This window comes from Mitsuaria sp. PDC51 (assembly GCF_900113225.1).
Classification (GTDB): domain Bacteria; phylum Pseudomonadota; class Gammaproteobacteria; order Burkholderiales; family Burkholderiaceae_C; genus Roseateles.
Map to the genome: position 1 here is coordinate 236,158 of NZ_FOZE01000003.1, position 20,947 is coordinate 257,104.

At 69.3% G+C, this 20,947-nt stretch carries 18 protein-coding genes; 10 read left to right on the top strand and 8 right to left on the bottom strand.

Annotated features, from left to right (window positions below; genetic code table 11):
- The first annotated feature begins 5 nt into the window (after window positions 1–5).
- Complete coding sequence (locus BM393_RS21560; RefSeq protein ID WP_091732654.1) at window positions 6–1,211, top strand: cation:proton antiporter; 1,206 nt, start codon at window positions 6–8, stop codon at window positions 1,209–1,211.
- A gap of 48 nt (window positions 1,212–1,259) precedes the next feature.
- Window positions 1,260–1,655: a VOC family protein gene (locus BM393_RS21565; protein WP_091733810.1), complete on the top strand. Its 396-nt coding sequence runs from the start codon at window positions 1,260–1,262 to the stop codon at window positions 1,653–1,655.
- Between the two features lie 132 nt (window positions 1,656–1,787).
- Here the strand turns inward: BM393_RS21565 and BM393_RS21570 are convergent, their stop codons facing one another.
- The 5 genes from BM393_RS21570 to aat all read right to left on the bottom strand — a co-directional run bounded on the left by BM393_RS21570 (window position 1,788) and on the right by aat (window position 9,448).
- Window positions 1,788–2,303 (bottom strand): hypothetical protein, encoded by a 516-nt coding sequence (locus BM393_RS21570; protein ID WP_091732658.1) that lies wholly within the window; start codon window positions 2,301–2,303, stop codon window positions 1,788–1,790.
- Between the two features lie 182 nt (window positions 2,304–2,485).
- A complete protein-coding gene (locus BM393_RS21575) occupies window positions 2,486–4,525 on the bottom strand; it encodes a glycosyl hydrolase family 18 protein (RefSeq protein WP_217648499.1) in 2,040 nt (679 codons plus the stop codon).
- A 46-nt stretch (window positions 4,526–4,571) separates the two neighbouring features.
- The gene (locus BM393_RS21580) at window positions 4,572–7,178 is read right to left on the bottom strand and encodes a chitinase C-terminal domain-containing protein (protein WP_091732661.1); all 2,607 of its coding nucleotides are present in this window, start codon (window positions 7,176–7,178) and stop codon (window positions 4,572–4,574) included.
- Window positions 7,179–7,907: 729 nt separating this feature from the next.
- Entirely contained in the window at window positions 7,908–8,633 is a 726-nt protein-coding gene (locus BM393_RS21585; protein WP_091732664.1) for an arginyltransferase, read from the bottom strand.
- A gap of 2 nt (window positions 8,634–8,635) precedes the next feature.
- Window positions 8,636–9,448 (bottom strand): leucyl/phenylalanyl-tRNA--protein transferase, encoded by an 813-nt coding sequence (aat, locus tag BM393_RS21590; RefSeq protein WP_091733813.1) that lies wholly within the window; start codon window positions 9,446–9,448, stop codon window positions 8,636–8,638.
- 58 nt (window positions 9,449–9,506) lie between these two features.
- On the opposite strand from aat, the gene BM393_RS21595 reads away from it, so the two are divergent.
- The 4 genes from BM393_RS21595 to BM393_RS21610 all read left to right on the top strand — a co-directional run bounded on the left by BM393_RS21595 (window position 9,507) and on the right by BM393_RS21610 (window position 12,442).
- Entirely contained in the window at window positions 9,507–9,860 is a 354-nt protein-coding gene (locus tag BM393_RS21595) for an ArsC family reductase (protein WP_091732668.1), read from the top strand.
- A 13-nt stretch (window positions 9,861–9,873) separates the two neighbouring features.
- A complete protein-coding gene (locus BM393_RS21600) occupies window positions 9,874–10,563 on the top strand; it encodes a riboflavin synthase subunit alpha (RefSeq protein ID WP_091732672.1) in 690 nt (229 codons plus the stop codon).
- A 439-nt stretch (window positions 10,564–11,002) separates the two neighbouring features.
- A complete protein-coding gene (locus BM393_RS21605) occupies window positions 11,003–11,389 on the top strand; it encodes a hypothetical protein (RefSeq protein ID WP_091732677.1) in 387 nt (128 codons plus the stop codon).
- Between the two features lie 102 nt (window positions 11,390–11,491).
- On the top strand, window positions 11,492–12,442 hold the full coding sequence (locus tag BM393_RS21610) for a CsgG/HfaB family protein (RefSeq protein WP_221213771.1): 951 nt from the start codon (window positions 11,492–11,494) through the stop codon (window positions 12,440–12,442).
- Between the two features lie 87 nt (window positions 12,443–12,529).
- Here BM393_RS21610 and BM393_RS21615 read toward each other — a convergent pair whose 3' ends face one another.
- Both BM393_RS21615 and acnA read right to left on the bottom strand, forming a co-directional pair.
- Window positions 12,530–12,952: a YciI family protein gene (locus BM393_RS21615; protein ID WP_091732680.1), complete on the bottom strand. Its 423-nt coding sequence runs from the start codon at window positions 12,950–12,952 to the stop codon at window positions 12,530–12,532.
- 129 nt (window positions 12,953–13,081) lie between these two features.
- Window positions 13,082–15,817: an aconitate hydratase AcnA gene (gene acnA / locus BM393_RS21620; RefSeq protein ID WP_091732685.1), complete on the bottom strand. Its 2,736-nt coding sequence runs from the start codon at window positions 15,815–15,817 to the stop codon at window positions 13,082–13,084.
- A 332-nt stretch (window positions 15,818–16,149) separates the two neighbouring features.
- Between acnA and BM393_RS21625 the strand changes: the two genes are divergently transcribed.
- The 3 genes from BM393_RS21625 to BM393_RS21635 all read left to right on the top strand — a co-directional run bounded on the left by BM393_RS21625 (window position 16,150) and on the right by BM393_RS21635 (window position 19,041).
- Window positions 16,150–17,490 carry a class I SAM-dependent methyltransferase gene (locus tag BM393_RS21625; RefSeq protein WP_091732688.1) on the top strand — a complete coding sequence of 447 codons (1,341 nt, stop codon included), beginning with the start codon at window positions 16,150–16,152 and terminating at the stop codon, window positions 17,488–17,490.
- A 154-nt stretch (window positions 17,491–17,644) separates the two neighbouring features.
- Window positions 17,645–18,232, top strand: coding sequence for a PAS domain-containing protein (locus BM393_RS21630; RefSeq protein ID WP_091732693.1), 588 nt, complete (start codon window positions 17,645–17,647; stop codon window positions 18,230–18,232).
- Between the two features lie 71 nt (window positions 18,233–18,303).
- Window positions 18,304–19,041 carry a GntR family transcriptional regulator gene (locus tag BM393_RS21635; RefSeq protein WP_091732697.1) on the top strand — a complete coding sequence of 246 codons (738 nt, stop codon included), beginning with the start codon at window positions 18,304–18,306 and terminating at the stop codon, window positions 19,039–19,041.
- A gap of 16 nt (window positions 19,042–19,057) precedes the next feature.
- On the opposite strand, the gene BM393_RS21640 is transcribed toward BM393_RS21635, so the two are convergent.
- On the bottom strand, window positions 19,058–19,801 hold the full coding sequence (locus BM393_RS21640; protein WP_091732701.1) for an aspartate/glutamate racemase family protein: 744 nt from the start codon (window positions 19,799–19,801) through the stop codon (window positions 19,058–19,060).
- Between the two features lie 104 nt (window positions 19,802–19,905).
- Here BM393_RS21640 and BM393_RS21645 point away from each other — a divergent pair, with 104 nt between their 5' ends.
- On the top strand, window positions 19,906–20,925 hold the full coding sequence (locus BM393_RS21645) for an ABC transporter ATP-binding protein (protein WP_091732704.1): 1,020 nt from the start codon (window positions 19,906–19,908) through the stop codon (window positions 20,923–20,925).
- Window positions 20,926–20,947: the final 22 nt, after the last annotated feature.

Genomic DNA, 20,947 nt, shown 5'->3' on the forward strand with positions numbered 1-20,947 from the left:
CGCCCATGAGCACGACCGAGATCTTCCTGATCGCGATGGCGATCACCTTCGCCCTGCCTTACCTGGTGTGGCGACTGGGCGGCACCGACTACTTCGCGCCGCTGGTGATCGTGCAGATCCTGTCGGGCATCGTGCTGGGGCCGGGCATCCTGGGCCGGGCCTTTCCCGAGTACTACCAGTTCGTGTTCAACCCGCAGGTGGTGGGCTCGCTGAACGGCATCGCCTGGTGGGCGGTCATGCTGTTCGTGTGGATCGCGGGCATCGAGCTCGACCTCAAGAAGGCCTGGGCCCATCGCGTCGAGAGCGGCATCACCGCCGGCCTGGCCCTGGGCGTGCCGATGGCGTTCGGCGCGGTGGCGGCGGTGGCGCTGATGCAGCTGGGGCCGCAGTGGATCGGCGAGCGCGCCCAGACCTGGCAGTTCATCGTCGGCGTGGGCATGTCGTGCGCGGTGACCGCGCTGCCCATCCTGATCCTGCTGATGGAGAAGCTCGAGGTGCTGCGCCAGCCCATCGGGCAGCGCATCCTGCGCTACGCCAGCCTGGACGACATCGCCATCTGGTCGGTGCTGGCCATCATCCTGATGGACTGGTCCCGGATCGGAAAGCAGGCGGTCTTCCTGGGCGCGTTCGCGCTGCTGACGGTGCTGTTCCGCCGGCTGATGGTCCGCATTCCCCGCAACGACCGCTGGTACGTCGGCATCGTCTGGCTGGCGCTGTGCGCGCTGGGCGCGGACTGGTGCGGCCTGCATTACATGGTGGGCGCCTTCCTGGCCGGCGTCGTGATGGACGCGGACTGGTTCGACCAGGCGCAGATGGACCAGCTCCGGCACAACGTGCTGCTGGTCATGATGCCGGTCTACTTCCTCAGCACCGGGCTGCGCACCCAGTGGGGCACCGACGGCGGCGCGGTCATCGTGCTGGCGGCGGCGATCCTGCTGGCGGCATCGATCAGCGGCAAGCTGATCGGCGTGCATGCGGCCGGCCGCATCCTGCGCTGGCAGCCGGGCGAGGCCGGCATCATCGGCTGGCTGCTGCAGACCAAGGCGCTGATCATGATCGTGTTTTCCAACGTGCTGCTGGACAAGCAGCTGATCACGCCGTCCACCTTCACCGCGCTGCTGCTGATGGCGGTGGGCTCGACGATGCTGACGGTGCCGATCGTGGCGCCGCGGCTCGCACGGATCAAGGAACTGGTGTTCCGCGCCAGCTGAGCGTCGGCGCAGAATGCGCGGTCCGCACTGACCGCGATGGAGGCCGCCTTGATCGATCACCTCGACCACCTGGTCCTGACGACCGCCGACGAAGCCGCGTGCATCCGGTTCTACACCGAGGTGCTGGGCATGCGGCTGGAGACCTTCGTCGGCGGCACGCCGCCGGTGTCTCGGCAGGCCTTCCTTTTCGGCCAGCAGAAGATCAACCTGCATGTGAAGGGGCGCGAGTTCGAGCCCAAGGCGCACACGCCGGTGCCGGGCGCGCTCGATCTCTGCTTCATCGCCGCGGTGCCGCTGGACCGCGTCATCGAGCGCCTGGCGGCGCTGCAGGTGTCGATCGTCGAGGGGCCGGTGATACGCACTGGCGCAACCGGCCGGATCCGCTCGGTCTACGTGCGCGACCCTGACCTCAACTTGATCGAGATTTCGGAGCTCGCGGGCTGAACCTGGCGCTCATCGTCATCCACCGGGCCCGGCGGGCTCAGGTGGACGCCCGGCGATCCAGAGCCGGGGGGAGAACAGGCGACGAGTCGTCCCGTCTCGAGGCATTCCGCAGATCCGACGGATCCCGCATATTCAGCGCGCGAAGGCGGCCGCATGCGCCATCACCGGCGCCTGCGCGACCAGGGCCACCGGCGCCACGAGCGCGGCCTGCGCCGCAGCGCTGACGACGACCGCCGCGGTGGCCGACCAGGGCAGTCCGACGCGCGCCTCCGACAGCAGCCGCGCCGGCAGCGGCAGGTCGTTGCTCGTGGGGACGATGCTCAGGAACTCGTCGGCGCGGGCCAGCTCGATCTCCTCCTCCGACATGCCCAGGAACACGTGGGCGAAGCCGCGCTCGACCGCGTCCAGCGCCGCCTCGGTCGCGCGGCGCCAGCGCTTGACGGCGGCCACGTCGGACCGGCTCGCGCTCTCCGGCACCGGCCAGCGTGGATCGCCGCCGGTCACCGCCTGCGCGGCCTGGAAGGCGTCCACGACGCCCGCCGGCCCGCCGAGCCGGGCGTCCAGCACCTGCGACGCGATCACCCGCGCGAGCTCACGCTCGTGGTACGGGACCATGACTCTCTCCAGGATGACTTCGTAGCGTCGCATGACGGGTTCCTTCCACTCGGGCGCTGGTGCATTGGGGAGGAAGGAGAATACTGGATGTACATACAGTGTTCAAGGCAGGGTCTTGGGGGGTGCTGCCACCCGTTGGCAGGATGAAGAACGCCCCGGGCGGCGGACCGCGCGGGGGCGTCATGGGGGGACGGAGCGGCCTCAGCCGCCGCGGATCACTTCAGGCCGGCGCCCATCGCCTTGGACAGCGAGGCGGTCGGATCGTCGCCGGAGAACTCCCAGAAGAAGGCGCCGCCGAAGCCCTTGGACTTCACGTAGGCCATCTTGGTGGCGATGGTCGCCGGGGTGTCGAAGCTCCAGAAGGTCGTGCCGTTGTAGATCCACTGCGCCTTGCTGACCTCGTCGATCCGGCTGGTGTAGCCCTGCAGGTTCTTCAGGACCTTGTAGTCCTCGTTGCCGGCCTCGTAGGTGCCCGGCGCCGGCGTGCCGCTCTGGAACAGGCCGTTGTTGACGTTCGGGACGTTGGTCCAGCCGCGGCCATAGAAGCCGATGCCCACGTTGAGCTTCTTCGCCGGCACGCCCTTGTCCAGGAAGGCCTGCATCGCGTCGTTGGTGTTGTACTTGCGCACGTCACCGGTGGACGGATCGTTCGCCGGCGCGTACAGCGGCGAATGGAAGCCGGTGATGGTGTCCCAGCCGCCGTGGAAGTCGTAGGTCATCACGTTGATGAAGTCCAGGTAGGGGTGCACCTTGTCCGGGTCGTAGGCCCGCACCTTGTCCACGCCGGCGCCGGAGGCGATCGTCAGCAGCAGGCCCGGCTTGACCGCGTCGAGCTGCTTGCGGAACTCCGCCAGCAGCGCGGTGAAGTTCTCCCGGTCCTCGGCCGCGCCGCAGGCCAGGCCGCAGGCGTTGGGGTACTCCCAGTCGAGGTCGATGCCGTCGAACACGCCCAGCGCCGCGCCCGGGCCGCCCGCGCCGTCGCTCACCGGCAGGTTGCCCTTGATGTAGGCGTCCACGCAGCTCTGCACGAAGGCCACCCGGTTCTCCGGACGCGCCGCGCTCGAGAAGCCGCGCGACCAGGTCCAGCCGCCCAGCGAGATCAGCACCTTCAGCTTGGGGTACTTGGCCTTGAGCTTCTTGAGCTGGTTCCAGCTGCCGCGCAGCGGCTGGTCCCAGGTGTCGGCCTTGCCGTCCACGCTCAGGTCGGCGCCGTAGGCCTTGCTGTAGTCGGCGAAGGCGTCGCCGCCTTCCCCGGTGCTCTCGTTGCTCGGGATGACCTTGCCGACCTCGCAGCGGTTGTTGCGCACGTTGCCGAAGGCGTAGTTGATGTGCGTGAGGTTGGCCGCCGAGCCGCTGGTGTCGATGTTCTTCACGTGGTAGTTGCGGCCGTAGATGCCCCACTGCGCGAAGTAGCCCAGCAGCACCTTGCCGCCGGCGGTCTGGGTGTCGGTCTTGACCGTGATCGGCGCCGACGGCTGCGAGCTGCCGGCCTGGTTGAAGGCGCTGACGGTGAAGGTGTAGCTGGTGTCGGGTGTCAGGTTGGCGACGCTGGCGCTGGTGGCCGCGCCCTGCGCGACCTGGGTCGCGCCCTGGTTGACGCGGTACTGCACCGTGCAGTTCGGACCGGCGGCGACGGCGTTCCAGGCCAGGTTCACGCTGGTGGCGCTCTTGGACGGCGAGCTCAGCCCGGCCGGCGTGGCCGGCGCCGCGGCGCAGTTGCCGCTGGCGGTGCTGGTGAGCAGCGCCGCGCTCAGCGCCGAGACATTGCCGGCCTTGTCCTTGGCGCGGACCTGGTAGCTGTAGGCGGTGCCGGCGCTCAGGCCGGTGTCGGTGTGGCTGGTGCCGGTGGGCGAGGCGACCAGCGAGCCGCCGCGCAGCAGCTCGTAGTTGTTGACGCCGCTGCCGGCGTCGGTCGACGCGGCCCAGCTCAGCGTGATGCTGCTGGTGGTGATGTTGCTGGAGCTCAGCCCGCCCGGCACGCTCGGGGGCGTGGTGTCGGCGCCGCCGGTGTCGCAGGTGCCCAGCGATTTCCACACGTCCCACTGGCCCGAGTTGCTGGCTGGCGGGTTGTTCTGCGTCCACCACTTGGCCTGGTAGGCGATGTTGTTCTGCTTGGCATAGCTGTTGGACGTGCCGGTGTAGATCGCCGAGGCGGACCATTCGGGCACGTTGGTGCAGTCATAGGCCTGGGCGGTGCCGGCGGCCATCGCCGCGGCCAGCGCGATGCCGCCGAGGCGGACCATGCGGTTCTTCATGTCGAGCTCCTGATGTCGAGGTTGGGTGGGTGGGGAGGTTCTTGAATCACTTGCGGGCGGCGGTGGAGGTCCTGGCCGCGGTGGCGGCGGGCACCGCGCCGCGCCGCGCTTCCTGCGCCAGCGCGTAGCTGCGGCCGCCGAACGTGACCGTCCAGTTGCTGGGCATGGGCATGGGCAGGTAGTAGTTGATGGTCAGCGTGACGCTGGCGCCGGGCGCCAGGCTCTGCCAGGCGGGCAGCTTGAAGCTGGCGCGGTGGAAGTCGTTCTTCAGCCCGCCGACGTTGTGGCCGGCCGCGTTCGAGCCATTGGCGATCACCGTCAGGCCGAAGCCGCTCTGGTCGGTCACCGTCGACGGGATCGCGGTCGGGACGTCGAACTGGAACTCCGTGCCGCCGGGCAGGGTGGTGCCGCTGTGGTTGGTCAGCGTCAGCTTAGGCGTGATCGGGTAGTTGCTATCGCCCAGCGCGAAGCCGTTCAGCGCGAAGCCGATGTCCAGCGTGTCGGTGGGCAGGCTGGCCGCGCTCATCCGGTTGCCGTAGGCGCCGGCGGTCTTGAGCTTGTTGTAGAGCGTGCTGGTCAGCGTGTTGCCGATGAAGTATTCGCCGCGGGCGGTGTCGAAGGTGTAGTCGCCGGCGAACTCCCAGAACATCACGCCGCCGATGCCGCGATCGGCGATGTACTGCGCCTTGGTGCCGAGCGACTGCTCGTCCTCGGTGCTGATGAAGACCTGCTTCTGCGCGTTCCACAGCCAGGGCGCCACCAGCGTCGCGTCGTAGTGCCGGACATAGCTCCCGGTGAGCCGGTCGGCCGGATTGGTCGCCGGGTTCAGGCCGTAGGCGGCGAGGTAGCTGCCCGGGCGGCCGGAGGCGAGGTTCATCGCATGCCACATCGGGTTGGAGCCCGCCGGCACTTCCTTGCTGGAGACGTCCAGGTCGTGCCAGAGGTTGTCGATGCCGATGGCGCCGTTGCCGCACTTCTGCACCGTGCCGCCGCCGGTGCCGGCCGGGCACTTGCTCTGGTCGGGCAGCGCCGCCTGGCCCCACAGGCCGTTGGTGCCGCCGGTCACGCCCTGCCAGCCGCGGGTGTAGTAGGGCACGCCGATGTTGATGCGGCCCGCCGGCATCGCGCCGCGGAAGTAGTGGTAGGCCCAGTCGGTGTTGAGGTAGCCGATGCGCGCGTACTGGCTGCTCGAGTAGTAGTTCCAGGCCGTCAGCTCAGCGTCCTTGCCGTCGTCGTACAGCGCCGCGTTGGGGCCGACGAACTGGTTCCAGGCGCCGTGCAGGTCGTAGCTCATGATGTTCACGTAGTCCAGGTACTGGGTGACCTGGAAGGCCTCCATCCCGCGCAGCAGGTAGCCGGAGGAGGGCGCCGCGATCGTGAGCAGGTAGTGCCGCGCGTCGGCCTGGCTGGCGGCGTCCAGCTTCGCGCGCAGCGTGCGCATCAGCACCACGTAGTTCTTCATCAGCGCGCCGCGGCGGGCGTTGCTGATGGCGAAGTCCACCGGGTTGCCGGCGTTGTTCATGCTGGTCGGGTACTCGTAGTCGATGTCGACGCCGTCGAAGCCGTACTGGCGCAGGAAGGCCACCGCCGAGTCCGCGAACGCGTTGATGCCGGCCGTGTTGGCCGAGCCGTCCGCGTTGGTCGTCATCGTGTAGAAGCCGGTCGTCTCCGCCCAGCCGCCGACCGAGATCAGCGTCTTGACGTTCGGGTACTGCTTCTTGAATTTGTTCAGCAGGTTGAAGTGGCCCTGGTAGGGATAGGCCGGGTCCATCTCCGCGCCGGCGATGCCCGGCCAGGTCAGGCCGGTGGCGGGATTGGCGGCGTCGGCGGTGTTGCCGATGGACAGCTTGTTGGCCGCGTCCACATGCGCGAACGCGTAGTTGATGTGCGTGACCTGCGCCCACGGGATCTGGTGCGCGAGGAAGGCGGGCTGGCCGGTCTTGCCGGTGCGCCAGCTGGTGAAGTAGCCGATGATGCGGCGCGGCTTGTCGGCGCCCATCTTCTCGCGGCCCTGGTCGTCATAGACCTTGCAGTAGGCGGGCGCGGTGCCGGCGGTGGTGACCAGGCCCTCGGGCCGGCAGCGCTCGTCGCCGGTGACCTGGCCCTGCACGCTGATGCGCACGGCGGCGCTGTCGGTGCTGGCGCCCTTGTCGTCGGTGGCGCGGGCGGTGATGTCGGCCACGCCGGCGCGCGCGGTCCAGCCGATGCTGAAGGGCGCGGTGCTGTCCTCGGCGACCAGCGCGCCGTTGACGTAGAAGCCGACCTTGGCCACGGTGCCGTCGCTGTCGGCGGCGGTCGCGGCGAGGGTCACCGTGTTGCCCGCGGTCGGCGACGTGCCGGCGGTCGGCGCGGTCAGTGCCACCGTTGGCGGCTTGTTGGTGCCATTGCCGCCGCCGTCGCAGGCGCCGAGCACCTTCCACACGTCCCACTGGCCGGAGTTGCTGGCCGGCGGGTTGTTCTGCGTCCACCACTTGGCCTGGTAGGCGGTGTTGTTCTGCTTGACGATCGCGTTGCCGCCGTAGGCGGTGGTCGCGTTCCAGTCGGCGACGCCGGTGCAGTCGTAGGCCATCGCGGAACTGCCGGCGAAGGCCAGCGCCACCGGCATCAGCCAGGGCAGCAGCGGGTGGGGGCGGGCACAGGGATGAAGTCTCATCGGGGGGCTCCTGAAGGGTGTTGTCGTTGTCTTCGGAAACTGCAGGGATGAGCGCCGCCGCGCCGGGCGACTGCGGATGCAGCGCGGCGGAATCGGTCGGACTCGGAGAAAAAGCGCCGGTCGTTCAACCGGCGAAGGCGGCGGTCGCTCGGGCGCGAGCGCCGGCGGCCGGCCTCAGACGGGCGTCATGCCGGCCACTCGGGGGCAGAGGGGCGTGGGATCGGCGCCGCCACAGGGGCGACGCGGTCAGCGGGACTTGGGAGGGCGCGTGCAGGCATGGAAGTCACTCCTCGCGTTCGACGTGCAGTCCGCGGGCGACTGGCGTCCGCGGCGTCCAGGAGATCGATACCGCTGCTGATCTCATAGTGGTATGCAATGTAGATACCACTCGCGTTCACATCATTGAGGTTAACCCTTGGGGGTTGGGTAACTTGTCGTAATGATGTCGTCAAAGGCGCGTACAGGCGTCATTTGTGATGGCGGCAAGGGAAAACAAGAAGCCACCGGCGCCATTGGAGGGAAAACCAGTGTGGGACCAATTTTTGCCCGCGAGAAGATTGGTGCCGTGCGGAGACCCCTCACCCCCACCCTCTCCCCGCAAGCGGGGAGAGGGAGTGTCTGTTGAGAGGCGCCGGGAGGCGTCCCTTGGGTCGAAGGAGGGGGGCGGCCGGGGGGGGGCGCCGGGAAGGCGTCGGGGAGGTGCCGGCGAGGCGCCGGGGAGGCCCTGCGTCAGCGGTCGACGCGCTGCCAGTGCCCCTCGCGCAGCAGCTCGTGCGGGAGGAAGCGGGCCTTGTAGGCCATCTTGTCGCTCTGCGCGATCCAGTAGCCCAGGTAGAGGTGGGGCAGGCTCAGGTCGCGGGTCTGGCGCAGCTGCCACAGCACGTTGTAGGTGCCGTAGCTGACGCCGGGCTCGGGCTCGTAGAAGGTGTAGACCGCCGACAGCCCGTCGCCCAGGATGTCGAGGATGGACACCATCTTCAGCGCGCCGCCGGGCTCGCGGAATTCCACCAGCCGCGAGTTGACGCGGCTCTGCAGCAGGAACTGGGTGTACTGGTCGACGCTGTCGTGATCCATGCCGCCGCCGCTGTGACGGCCGGCCTGGTAGCGCAGGTAGAGCTGGTAATGCTCGTCGCTGTAGCCCAGCCGCATCACCCGCGCCTGCAGGTGCTGGTGCTGCGCCCAGGCACGGCGCTGGCTGCGGTTGGGATGGAAATCCGCCACCGGGATGCGCATCGGCACGCAGGCCTTGCAGCCATCGCAGTAGGGCCGGTAAGTGAACATGCCGCTGCGCCGGAAGCCGGCCGCCACCAGACTGGAGTAGGCGTCGGCATGGATCAGGTGGCTGGGCGTGGCGACTTGCGAGCGGGCCTGGCGGTCGCTCAGGTAGCTGCAGGGGTAGGGCGCGGTCGCATAGAACTGCAGCTCGGCCAGCGGGAGTTCCTTGGGATGCGTCACGGTCAGGGCCTGTCGGACGTTGCGCGCGAGTCGGTCGAGGAGGGGATCGGCGGGGAGCCGGCGGCCGCGCGGTCGGCGTCGCCGAGGCCCAGGTGGGCCCACAGGCGCGGATGATAGGTCCAATCCCCCGGCGCCGGCAGGTGGGCATGGGCGTCCAGGTGGGCCTCGAAGGCCTCGCGCGTGACGGGTGCCGCGCCCAGCGACGCCAGGTGCGTCGTCTGCTGCTGGCAGTCGATCCAGGGGATGCCGAATTCCCGGCACAGGCAGACCAGCGCGGCCAGCGCGATCTTCGAGGCGTCGGTCCTGCGCATGAACATCGACTCGCCGTAGAACATGCGGCCGAGGTTGACGCCATAGAGCCCGCCGGCGAGCTCGCCGTCCATCCAGGTCTCGACCGTGTGGACCGTGCCGTCGCGGGCGAGCTGCAGGTAGGCCTGCTGCATCTCGGGAACGATCCAGGTGCCGTCCTGCCCGTCGCGCGGCGTGCTGGCGCAGGCCTTGAGCACGGTGGCGGCGGCGCTGTCGACGCGGATCTCGCAGCCGGGCGTGCGGATGAAGCGGGCCAGCGTCTTGCGCAGCGAGCGCGACAGCTTGAAGTCCGCCGTCTTGAGCACCATGCGCGGATCGGTGGTCCACCAGAGGATGGGCTGACCCTCCCCATACCAGGGGAAGATCCCCCGGGCGTAGGCCGCCCTCAGGCGGGCGGGCCGCAGGTCGCCGCCGGCCGCGAGCAGCCCCGGCGCGTCGCTGCGCGGACCCAGCGCGCGGCGGGTCGGCGGGAAGTCCAGGGAGTCATCGTCGAGCCAGGGGATCATCCGCTTCATGGTAGCGTGCCGGCTTCTTTCGACGACGTCCCGCATCCCCCTCGTTCCCATGATCACCCTCTACGGCATCCCCAACTGCGACACCGTGAAGCGCGCCCGCGCCTGGCTCGACGAGCAGGGCCTGGCCTACCAGTTCCACGACTACAAGAAGCAGGGCGTGCCCGCGCAGCGGCTGCCGCGCTGGATGGCGGAACTGGGCTGGGACAAGGTGCTGAACCGCGCCGGTACCACCTGGCGCAAGCTGGACGACGCGACCAAGGCCGGCGTCACCGACGCGGCCTCGGCGGCTGCGCTGATGAGCGAGCAGCCGAGCGTGATCAAGCGCCCGGTCGTCGAATGGGACGATGGCCGCCTGAGCCTGGGTTTCTCGCCCGAGCTGTTCGCGTCGCACGCCCCGCGCTGATCGGAGGTCCGTCATGTTCACCGGCATCGTTCAAGGCATCGCGCAGGTCGCCCGCATCACCGACAAGGAGGGGCTGCGCAGCTTCACCCTGGACTTCCCCGACGGCTTCTGCCGCGACCTGGAGATCGGCGCGTCCGTCGCCTGCGACGGCGTCTGCCTGACCGTCACCGCGCTGGACGGCGACCACCGCGCCGACTTCGACGTGATGCTGCAGAGCCTGAACCTCACGACGCTGGGGCGGCTCGGCGTCGGCGGCCGGCTCAACGTCGAGCGGGCCGCCAAGGAAGGCGCCGAGATCGGCGGCCATCCGCTGTCGGGCCATGTCGACTTCATGGCCACCGTCGCGTCGATCCGCCGCCCGGCCAACAACCACGTCATCCGCATCGCGGTGCCCGCGCCATGGATGCGCTACATCTTCCCGAAGGGCTACATCGCGGTGAACGGCGCCAGCCTGACCGTCGCCGAGGCCGGCCGCAACGCCGACGGCTCGGGCTGGTTCGAGGTCTGGCTCATTCCCGAGACGCTGCGCATGACGACCTTCGCCGACAAGGGCGAGGGCGCGCCGGTCCACATCGAGATCGAGCGCCAGACCCAGGTGATGGTGGACACGATCCGCGATGCGGTGGCGGAAAAGATCGGCGCGCTGATGCCGGCGCTCCAGGCATTCGCCAGGGAACGGGGCCTGGACCTCGGCGCGGAATGAGGCGTGCGGGTTCCCCCGCATAGTCCATCGCCGCTGTTTCGCCATCCCTACAACACCAGATGACCTAAGTCATCGCCGCCGCGCGACGCGGACGCGTCCCGCGGCGCGCCGCCTCGCGTGACGCGGGCGCCGCGCACCGCTCCGGCCGACGCGCCGGCGAGCCATTCCCCGATGCCATCGGCCTTCGCGCCGATCCTCGCCAACCCGCGCCGATGCTGGCGATCGCGGGGCCAGGCCTTGCCGTGCACCGTCCGCCGCGCCGCTTTCGTGCGCCCTGTGGAGCGAGGCTGTCCCTGATCCGTGTCGTCGCCGCTTCGCCCCTGCGGATCGGGTGGTCCCCACCACGATGGGGGCCTCGCTTTTTCAAAAACGAGGCTCAACAATCCGCCACATTCCGTCGCATCCGTTGCGATGCGGACCACAGGCAAGGGGATGACGAATGATGGCCAAAGGGCTGATGGCAGCCGGGCTGCTCGCCGCGTCGATCGCGGCGGTGGCGCAGGTGCCTTACGTGTTCAGCTACAACCCGGGACCCACCCGCGGCACGAAATGGATGGCCAAGGCCTCCGATGGCAATGCCGAGGGTTCGGCCTCGGTGGTGGCGTCGTCGCCGCGTCCGGTGTGGGCGCGGGTCTGCTACACGATCGGTCCGTCCGACAGCACCGTGTCCGTCTACGCGCAGACCCGCAACGAGGAGCCGCGCGCCTTCGAGATCGCCTGGGGCGGCTGCAGCGATGTCTTCGGCACCAGCATCTGGATCGGCAACCCGCATGGCCAGCCGGTCGGCGGCCATTACGGCGTCGCGCCCGCCACCCCGCTCGACTGATCACCCCGTTCCCCAGACTCGGCCGGTCGGGCCGACCGGGTCGTGTCCGTCGTTGTTGTTTCCGCTCGTCCTGAGACGTCCTTAGAAAAACTGGAGGATCCCATGCTCGCCACTCCCCGCTCCACTTCCGTGTCCGGCTTCGCGCTGAAGTCGGCCCTGCTGCTGTCCCCGCTGCTGCTCGCGGGCTGCCTGGCCACCGCGCCGACGATGGGCGAGAACAAGGGCACCGTCTCCGGCGCCGCCGGCGGCGCGACCGCCGAGAACCAGAACAGCAAGCTCGAGCATTGCGACGAGACGCTGGGCACGCTGGCGATCTTCGAGGACACCAACGCCCCCTGGTGGTCGCAGCTGCGTGACCGCCAGTTGGGCTCCACGGTGCCGGTGCTGCGCCTGATGGTCCAGCAGTCCAACTGCTTCGTGATCGTGGAGCGCGGCAAGGCCTTCGCCAACATGGAGCGCGAGCGGGCGCTGATGCAGTCGGGCGAGGTCCGTGCCGGCAGCAACTTCGGCCAGGGCCAGATGGTCGCCGCCGACTACACGATGAGCCCCGAGATCCAGTTCGCCGGCAAGACCGGCGGTGGTGGCGGTGGCATCGGCACCGGCGCGATCGGGCTGCTGACCGCGGTCGCGGCCAACGTCAGCCAGAACGAGGCCTCCACGACGCTGCTGCTGGTGGACAACCGCTCCGGCGTGCAGATCTCGGCGGCGGAGGGCACGGCCAAGAACTTCGACTTCGGCTTCGGCGGCGCCAGCTTCTTCAGCAACACCGCCATCGCTGGCGGCGCCTACGGCAAGACGCCGGCGGGCAAGGTCATCGTGACCGCCTTCGCGGACTCGTACAACCAGATGGTCAAGGCGCTGCGCAACTACAAGGCGCAGCAGGTCAAGGGTGGCCTGGGCACCGGCGGCCGACTCGGCGTGCAGGGCGGCTCGACCGCGGCGTCGAAGGAACTGGACCAGCCCGCCGCACCGAAGGCGGCGCCGAAGCCGGCGGCCAAGCCCACGGCGAAGAAGCCGGCGACCTCGGGCACGACCGGGACGACCGGGAAGTAACTCGCCCTCACCCCAACCCTCTCCCACTTCGCGGGAGAGGGGGCCATGCCGGGGACTCCCGCCACCGCGCGGGAGACGCGGCCTGCCTCAGCGCTGCTCGATCTCGGCGCGCAGGCGCTCTTCCTGCTCGCGCAACTCCGGGGTGAAGGCTTCGCCGAAGTCCTCGGCCTCGAAGATCTGGCGGATCTCGATGTCCGAGTCGCCCGTCTGCGGATTCGGGCACTTCTTGACCCACTCGATCGCCTCCTGCAGCGAGGCGCATTCCCAGATCCAGAAGCCGGCGATCAGCTCCTTGGTCTCGGCGAACGGACCGTCGGTGACGGTGCGGGACTCCCCGGAGAAGCGCACCCGCACGCCCTTGCGGCTCGGATGCAGCCCTTCGCCCGACTTCATGATGCCGGCCTTCACGAGTTGCTCGTTGTACGCGCCCATCGCGGCGAGCAGTTCGGTGCTGGGCATCTCGCCCGCTTCGCTGTGGCTGTCGGCCTTGACGATGACCATGAATCGCATGACGTGCTCCTGAATGCGCCCCGGTGGGACGCTGAAAGTGGATGAGGGTGGACGACCATGGCCGTCTCACCCTCATGACGTCTGGCGCCGCCGGATTTCGACAGGCGCCGCGAAATTTCCCCGTGCCCTTCAGGCCGCCAGCAGCTGCCGCAGCACGTAGGGCAGGATGCCGCCGTGGCGGTAGTACTCGACCTCGATCGGCGTGTCGATGCGCAGGATCAGCGGCACGCGGCGCTCGGCGGCGCCGGCGGCACGGATGATCAGCGTCGCTTCCGATTGCGGCCGGATCTCGTTGCCCAGTTCGATGTCGATGAGCTCGTCGCCCTTCAGCCCCAGCGATTCCCAGGAATCGCCCGGACGGAACTGCAGTGGCAGCACGCCCATGCCGACCAGGTTGGAGCGGTGGATGCGTTCGAAGCTCTTGGCCACCACCGCCTTGATGCCCAGCAGCTGCGTGCCCTTGGCCGCCCAGTCCCGGCTGGAGCCGGTGCCGTATTCCTCGCCGGCGAAGATCACCGTCGGGGTGCCGGCGGCGATGTAGCGCATCGCGGCGTCGTAGATGAACAGCTTCTCGCCGCCGGGCTGGAACAGCGTCAGCCCGCCTTCCTCGCGCGCACCGTCCGGCTTGGCCGGGATCATCAGGTTCTTGATCCGGACGTTGGCGAAGGTGCCGCGCATCATGACCTCATGGTTGCCGCGGCGCGAGCCGTAGCTGTTGAAGTCGGCCTTGAGCACGCCTTGCTCCTTCAGGTAGCTGCCCGCGGGCGACGCTTCCTTGATCGAGCCGGCGGGCGAGATGTGGTCGGTGGTGATCGAGTCGCCGAACAGCGCCATGATGCGCGCGTCCCGCACGCCGATCTCCTGCGCCTGCGGGATCTGCGTGAAGCCGCTGAAGAAGGGCGGCTGCGCGATGTAGGTGCTGCGCGGCCAGCCGTAGACCTGGCCGGTGCCGCCGGTGATCTTCTTCCAGAGCTCGCCCGGCTCGGCCTTGACCTTGCCGTAGTTGGCCCGGTACGCGTCGGGATTGAGCGCGAGCTTGAGCAGCGCGTAGATCTCGTCGCTGGTGGGCCAGATGTCGCCCAGGTAGACCGCCCGGCCGCCGGTTCCATGGCCGACCGGCTCGGTCATCAGGTCGCGGGTCACGTTGCCGGCGATCGCGTAGGCCACCACCAGCGGCGGGCTGGCCAGGAAGTTGGCCTTGATGTTGGGATGGATGCGCGCCTCGAAGTTGCGGTTGCCCGACAGCACCGCGGCGCAGACCAGGTCGTTGCCGGTGATGGCCTCGTTGATCTCGGGCGTCAGGTCGCCGGCGTTGCCGATGCAGGTCGTGCAGCCGTAGGCGGCGACGGTGAAGCCCAACTGTTCCAGGTAGGGCAGCAGGCCGGCCTTCTCCAGGTACTCGGTGACGATGCGCGAGCCCGGCGCCAGCGAGGTCTTGATGTGCGGCTGCACCTTCAGGCCAGCCTCGACCGCCTTCTTGGCCAGCAGGCCGGCGGCCAGCAGCACGCTCGGGTTGGAGGTGTTGGTGCAGGAGGTGATCGCCGCGATCAGCACGTCGCCGTTGGCGATCGACAGGCCCTTCTGGGCGCCGCCCAGCGGGAAGCGCTGGTGCAGCTTGGCGGCCGGCTGGTTGAAGCCGTTGTCGGCCACCGGCTTGCTGTACAGCGAGGTGAAGGTCTTGGCCAGGTCGGTGATGACGATGCGGTCCTGCGGGCGCTTGGGGCCGGCCAGCGAGGGCACGACGCTGCCCAGGTCCAGCGAGACGACCTGGCTGAAGCGGATGTCGCCCGCCTTGGGGATGCCGAACAGGCCCTGCGCGCGGAAGTAGCTCTCGAAGGCCTCGATCTCCTCGGTCGTGCGGCCGGTGCCCTTGAAGTAGTCGATGGTGCGCTCGTCGACCGGGAAGAAGCCCATCGTCGCGCCGTATTCCGGCGCCATGTTGCCGATGGTGGCGCGGTCGGGCACGGACAGCGAGGCGGTGCCCTCGCCGAAGAACTCGACGAACTTGCCCACCACCTTGGCCTTGCGCAGGATCTCGGTGACGGTCAGCACCAGGTCCGTGGCGGTGACGCCCTCGCGCAGGCGGCCGGTGAGCTCGAAACCGACCACGTCCGGCGTCAGGAAGTAGACCGGCTGGCCGAGCATGCCGGCCTCGGCCTCGATGCCGCCGACGCCCCAGCCGACGACGCCGATGCCGTTGATCATCGTCGTGTGGCTGTCGGTGCCGACCAGCGTGTCGGGGTAGTAGACGGTGCCGGCGCCGCCGCCGGTCTTGTTGTCGGTCTTGTGGACGCCGCGGGCGAGGTATTCCAGGTTGACCTGGTGGACGATGCCGAAGCCCGGGGGCACGACGCCGAAGGTGTCGAAGGCCTGCATGCCCCACTTCATGAATTCATAGCGCTCGCGGTTGCGCTCGAACTCCAGCTTCATGTTCAGGTCCAGCGCCTGCTTGTCGCCGAAGTGGTCGATCATGACCGAGTGGTCCACCACCAGGTCGACCGGCACCAGCGGCTCGATCGTCTTGGGGTTCTTGCCCTGCGCCTGGGCGACGTTGCGCATCGCGGCCAGGTCGGCCAGCAGCGGCACGCCGGTGAAGTCCTGCAGCACCACGCGGGCCACGACGAAAGGGATCTCCTCGTTGCGCGGCGCATTGGGCTGCCAGTTGGCGAGCTGCTCGACATGCTCGGCGGTGACGCGCTTGCCGTCGCAGTTGCGCAGCACCGACTCGAGCACCAGCCGGATCGACACCGGCAGCTGGTTCACGTTGGGAAAGCGCTCGGCCAACCGGGGCAGCGAGTAGTACTTGCCGCTCTTGCCTGACGCGGTCTTGAAGCTGGCGACGGTGTTGGCGAATGCATGGGGCATGGCTCACTCCTTGGCGATTCTTGGCTGGTGGTCCTGGCGCGGTCCCGGGACCCGGGGCCAGACGGGTTTCTCTCGGGCGATGGGGGCTGATTGTGGCCCTGGCCGGCGGGCTTGTGATGACTCCTTTGGGCGAGGGTGTGCGAGGGCGCAACGAGCGCGCGAGGGGGGTGCCGGGCATGCGGATTGCAGCAATGCCCCCAATCCGGGCGGGGGGTGTCGGTTTGGCTAATATCCCCCGACGACTCCAGGCCGCCAGCTCGCGAGGGCGCGCAAGAACTGACCCCGCGGCGCTTCCGACCAGCATGCTTTCGTGGCTTCGGACGAGGACTCGCATGGATCAGGAACTGTTGTCCCCCACGTCGGCCGCCGCCGCCCGCGCGGCCGAGGTCATCGCCGGCGTGTCGGGCACGCCGCCGCTGCCGCCCGCCGGACTGACGCTGCTGCAGCGCCTGTTCTGCGCCTACCCCGGCAGCATGGGGCTGCGGCAGGGCCACTGGACCACGCGGCTGGGCCGGCAGGCCCATCAGCCGCCCGAGTTCACCCTGGTCCTGAACGAGCCGACGGCGCTGCGCCGGCTGCTGCTGGGCCGCGATCCGCTGCGCTTCGCCGAGGCCTACTTCACCCAGCAGATCGACGTGGAGGGCGACTTCTTCGCCGCGCTGCAGCTCAAGGACCACCTGCCGGAGCTGACCCTGTCCTGGAGCGACCGCCTGCGCCTGGCGGTCCGCCTGCTGGCGCCGCCGCCCGGCGCGGCCGACGAGGCGCTGCGCGCCGATGGCGTGCGTCGCCACACCCGGGCCGAGAACAAGGCCGCCATCGCCTTCCATTACGACCTGTCCAACGACTTCTACGCGCTCTGGCTGGACCCGGCGATGGTCTATTCCTGCGCCTATTACGAGACCGAGGACACCAGCCTGGCCCAGGCCCAGTGGGCCAAGCTGGACCACATCTGCCGCAAGCTGCGGCTGCAGCCCGGCGAGGAGCTGCTGGACATCGGCTGCGGCTGGGGCGCGCTGGTGATGCATGCGGCGCGTCATTACGGCGTGAAGGCCACCGGCATCACCTTGTCCGAGCGGCAACTCGCGCTGGCCCGCCAGCGCATCGAAGCCGCCGGCCTGCAGGGACAGGTGGAGGTGCGCCTGTGCGACTACCGGGACATGAGCGGGCAGTTCGACAAGGTGTCCAGCGTCGGCATGTTCGAACACGTGGGGCTCAAGAACCTGCCGACCTACTTCGGCAGCGTGCATCGGCTGCTCAAGCCGGGGGGGCTGTTCCTGAACCATGGCATCACCCATGAGGAGGACGGGTGGGGGCAGGCGCTGTCGTCCAAGTTCATCAACCGTTATGTCTTCCCGGACGGCGAGTTGGACCGGGCCAGCAATGTGATGCGGGTGATGGAACAGCAGCAGTTCGAGCTCCATGACGTCGAGGGACTGCGGATGCACTACGCGCGCACGCTGCGCGCCTGGGTGGCCAAGCTCGAGGAGGGGCATGAGCAGGCGCTGCAGTACGTCGACGAGGCGCACTACCGGATCTGGCGGCTGTACATGGCCGCGTCGGCGCTCGAATTCGAGACTGGCGAGCTGGGCCTGTACCAGATCCTGGCCAGCAAGCGCGACGGCGGGCCCGCGCCGGTTCCGCTGACCCGGCGCTACATGTACGAGCCGCGGTAAGGGATCGCCAATCGGCGACCGGCGGTCGACCCGGCCGGCTGTCAAGCCCCAGGCGGCTCGCCGGCGGCGCAGCTGTGGCGCGACGGCACGGCTCCCCGTTCCGAGGGAGAGCCGGCGTTGACCCCGCCCGGCATGGCGCGCAAGATGCCCCGCCATGGGGATCCGTCATGATGAAGTCAGGCGCTGGCGGACGGCGATCGAGCGGGGCGCCTTCGGCGTCTGGGACTTGAATCCGCCGCTGGAGCTGGTGCATTACTCGCCGCGCTGGAAGGAACACTTGGGCTTTCCGCATCCGGAGCAACCGGACAGCACCGCGTTCTGGCGCTGCCGCGTCCATCCCGAGGACCTCGAGCCGATGATGCTGGCGCTGCGCGCGCATTTCGACGGCTTCACCGACACCTACGAGCAACGCTTCCGGCTGCGCAGCAATGGCTCGGGCTACCGGGCGGTGCTGTCGCGGGGGAGGGTGGTCCAGCGGGATCACCGGGGCAACGTGCTCCGGATGCTGGGCACGATGGTCGACCTGACCGAGCGTCCGGTGACGCCCTACGACGACCGCTTCCTGGGCGAGCACCTGTCGCCCGCGGCGCTGGGCTGCACGCCGTTCCACGCACTGCTGGGCGTGCCCGCGACCGACGCGGCCCCGTATGACCCGCGGCGCGACGATGACGCGGCCCAGTTGCTGGACCAGGTGGCGGAGATCCTCGCGGCATCGTTCAGGCAGGCGACCTGCGGCGCATGAGCGGCATCTGCGTTTTGTCGACAATCGCGCGCACATAATCGCAGCCTTGTCTTCCCGCCCTTGCCGCCGCCATGCCGCTGACCAATCAGGAAATCTACGAGCGCATCTACACCGCCATCAGCGAACGGCGGCTGCTGCCCGGGACCAAGCTGAATGAGGAACGCCTGGCCAGCGCCTTCCAGGCCAGCCGCACGCGCATCCGCGAAGTCCTGAACCGGCTCAGCCAGGAACTGGTGATCGACCTGCACCTGAACCGGGGCGCGTTCGTCGCCAGCCCGACGCCGCGCGACCTGAGCGATGTCTTCGCCATGCGCCGCGCCGTGGAGCGCGCCGTGGCCGCGCAGCTGAGCGCCGAACTGGCGGGGACCGCCGGCCAGTCGCAGCTGGCGGCGATGCGCCAGCACCTCGCGCAGGAGGCCGATGCCCGCGCCGCCGGCGATCGCGCGGCGCTGGCGCAACTGACCGGCGCCTTCCACCTCCGCTTGGCGGAATGTACCGAGAACCGGTTGTTCATCGACACCGTGCGCCGCCTGGTGGCGCTGACCGGCCTGGCGATCGCGCAGTACGACGCGCTGGCGTCCAGCGCCTGCCCCGATCACGAACACGACGACATCGTGGCCGCCATCGAGAGCGGCGACGCGCGCCGTGCCGAGCGCCTGATGCTGGAACACCTGGCGCACGTCGAGCAAGGCATCCGTCCCCCGGCTGAAACGGCGGGCGAGATGGACTTCCGCCAGATCTTCCAGCTCGAGCCCGAGGCGCCGGCCCGCGGCGCCAAGCCCCGCCGCAAGTCCGCGGCCAAGGCGTGATCGCCGCCCTCCGGGCCTAGGCCGTGCGGTCCTGGCCGAAACCGGCCGCCCATCCGGTCCAGCGCTTGGCGAGCGGCGGCGCGTAGTCGCCGCCCTTGGCGGTTCGCAGCCGCAAGGCCGACAGGGCCTCGGCCAGCTTCACCGCCACCGCGAGTCCGTCGATCACCGGCACCTCCAGACGCCTCTGCAGTTCCTCGCACAGCAAGGCCATCCCGGCGCAGCCCAGCACGATGGCCTCGCTGCGATCGCGCGCCAGGGCCACGCGCGAGGCCGCCTCGATCCGCGCCAGCGTGGCCTCGTCGCACGATTCCAGCGACAGCACCTCGATGTCGGTGCCGTGGATGCCGCGGCAGGTCGACTCGCAGCCATAACGGCGCACCAGCCGCTCGGCGATCACGCAGGTGCGCGTCATCGTCGTCACGACCGAGAACCCCGTCGCCACGATGGACGCGGCCTGGAAGGCCGCCTCCGCGATGCCCAGCACCGGCCCGGGCAGCGCCTCGCGCGCCGCGTCCAGTCCGGGGTCGCCGAAGCAGGCGATCACGGTGGCGTCGAAGCCCTCCCGCGCCGCCAGCAGCGCCTGCTCCGCCACGCCCGCCGCGCCGAAGGCGTCGTCGAGATGCCCCTCGATCGACACCGGCCCGAAGCTGGGGCAACGGGCCACGATCTCGGTGCCCGCTGCGGCCACCGCCCGGGCCGCTTCCTCGATGCCGCGGGTCATCGGCAGCGAGGTGTTGGGGTTGATCAGCAGTAGCTTCATTGGGGCTCCCCGCACCGGCAAGGTGCTTTGTGCATGCAGTTGGTGCGACTTCAAGTCGACAACAGAGTCGATGATATGGCACAGCTTATGCATACAAAAATCCCATGACGACTGCACGCAACGATCTGGAACTGATTGCGCTGACCAAGCGATATGGCGATGCCACCGCGGTGGCCGGCATCGATCTGCGCATTGCAGGGGGCAGCTACTGCTGCCTGCTCGGGCCGTCGGGCTGCGGCAAGACCAGCACCTTGCGCATGATCGCGGGCCATGAGGTGCCGACTGAGGGCCACGTCCTGCTGTCGGGTCGCGAGATCACCCCGCTGTCGCCGGCGGAGCGCGGCACCGCGATGATGTTCCAGAGCTACGCGCTGTTTCCCCACCTGAGCGTGCTGGACAACGTCGCCTTCAGCGCGCGCATGAAGGGCCAGCCGAAGACCCAGCGCGAGGCGCGTGCGCGCGAGTTGCTCGAGCTGGTCCACATGACGCCCTATGCGGCGCGCCTGCCTGCCGCGCTCTCGGGTGGTCAGCAGCAGCGCGTCGCGCTGGCCCGCGCGCTGATGATGCAGCCGCGCGTGCTGCTGCTGGACGAGCCGCTGTCGGCGCTCGATCCCTTCCTGCGTGTGCGCATGCGCGCCGAGCTCAAGCGCTGGCATCGCGAGCTCGGCATGAGCTTCGTGCACGTCACCCACTCGCAGGAGGAAGCCCTGGCGCTGGCGGACCTCGTCGTCGTCATGAACCAGGGTCGCATCGAGCAGGCCGGCCCGCCGCGAGCGGTGTTCGAGCGGCCCCGCACCGAATTCGTCGCGCGCTTCATCGGCGCCCACAACGTGATGGAGACCCCGGCGGGCAAGGTCGCGGTGCGCTGCGACCGGGTGCTCGTCGGCCGCGGCGGCGCGACCGGAGAAGCGGCCATGCCGGCCACCGTGCTCGACGTCGAATACCAGGGCAGCCAGGTGCTGGTCCACCTGGGCGCCGACAACCGTCGCGAGCTCGATGCGGCGGCGGGCCCCGACTGGACCGCCGCGATGAGCGACAGCCAGTTCCATGCGAGTCCGCTGAACCCCGGCGACCGCGCCACGATGCGTTGGCTCGAGACCGACGTCCATGTGCTCGAGGCCTGAGCCGCCCGATCCCCGATCACCG

Bases quoted from the DNA above. Each gene is read 5' to 3' on its own strand.
- BM393_RS21560 (WP_091732654.1), top strand. From the start codon at position 6: ATGAGCACGACCGAGATCTTCCTGATCGCGATGGCGATCACCTTCGCC.
- BM393_RS21570 (WP_091732658.1), bottom strand. From the start codon at position 2,303: ATGCGACGCTACGAAGTCATCCTGGAGAGAGTCATGGTCCCGTACCAC.
- BM393_RS21575 (WP_217648499.1), bottom strand. From the start codon at position 4,525: ATGAAGAACCGCATGGTCCGCCTCGGCGGCATCGCGCTGGCCGCGGCG.
- BM393_RS21580 (WP_091732661.1), bottom strand. From the start codon at position 7,178: ATGAGACTTCATCCCTGTGCCCGCCCCCACCCGCTGCTGCCCTGGCTG.
- aat (WP_091733813.1), bottom strand. From the start codon at position 9,448: ATGATCCCCTGGCTCGACGATGACTCCCTGGACTTCCCGCCGACCCGC.
- BM393_RS21595 (WP_091732668.1), top strand. From the start codon at position 9,507: ATGATCACCCTCTACGGCATCCCCAACTGCGACACCGTGAAGCGCGCC.
- BM393_RS21600 (WP_091732672.1), top strand. From the start codon at position 9,874: ATGTTCACCGGCATCGTTCAAGGCATCGCGCAGGTCGCCCGCATCACC.
- BM393_RS21605 (WP_091732677.1), top strand. From the start codon at position 11,003: ATGATGGCCAAAGGGCTGATGGCAGCCGGGCTGCTCGCCGCGTCGATC.
- BM393_RS21610 (WP_221213771.1), top strand. From the start codon at position 11,492: ATGCTCGCCACTCCCCGCTCCACTTCCGTGTCCGGCTTCGCGCTGAAG.
- BM393_RS21615 (WP_091732680.1), bottom strand. From the start codon at position 12,952: ATGCGATTCATGGTCATCGTCAAGGCCGACAGCCACAGCGAAGCGGGC.
- acnA (WP_091732685.1), bottom strand. From the start codon at position 15,817: ATGCCCCATGCATTCGCCAACACCGTCGCCAGCTTCAAGACCGCGTCA.
- BM393_RS21625 (WP_091732688.1), top strand. From the start codon at position 16,150: ATGGATCAGGAACTGTTGTCCCCCACGTCGGCCGCCGCCGCCCGCGCG.
- BM393_RS21630 (WP_091732693.1), top strand. From the start codon at position 17,645: ATGGGGATCCGTCATGATGAAGTCAGGCGCTGGCGGACGGCGATCGAG.
- BM393_RS21635 (WP_091732697.1), top strand. From the start codon at position 18,304: ATGCCGCTGACCAATCAGGAAATCTACGAGCGCATCTACACCGCCATC.
- BM393_RS21640 (WP_091732701.1), bottom strand. From the start codon at position 19,801: ATGAAGCTACTGCTGATCAACCCCAACACCTCGCTGCCGATGACCCGC.
- BM393_RS21645 (WP_091732704.1), top strand. From the start codon at position 19,906: ATGACGACTGCACGCAACGATCTGGAACTGATTGCGCTGACCAAGCGA.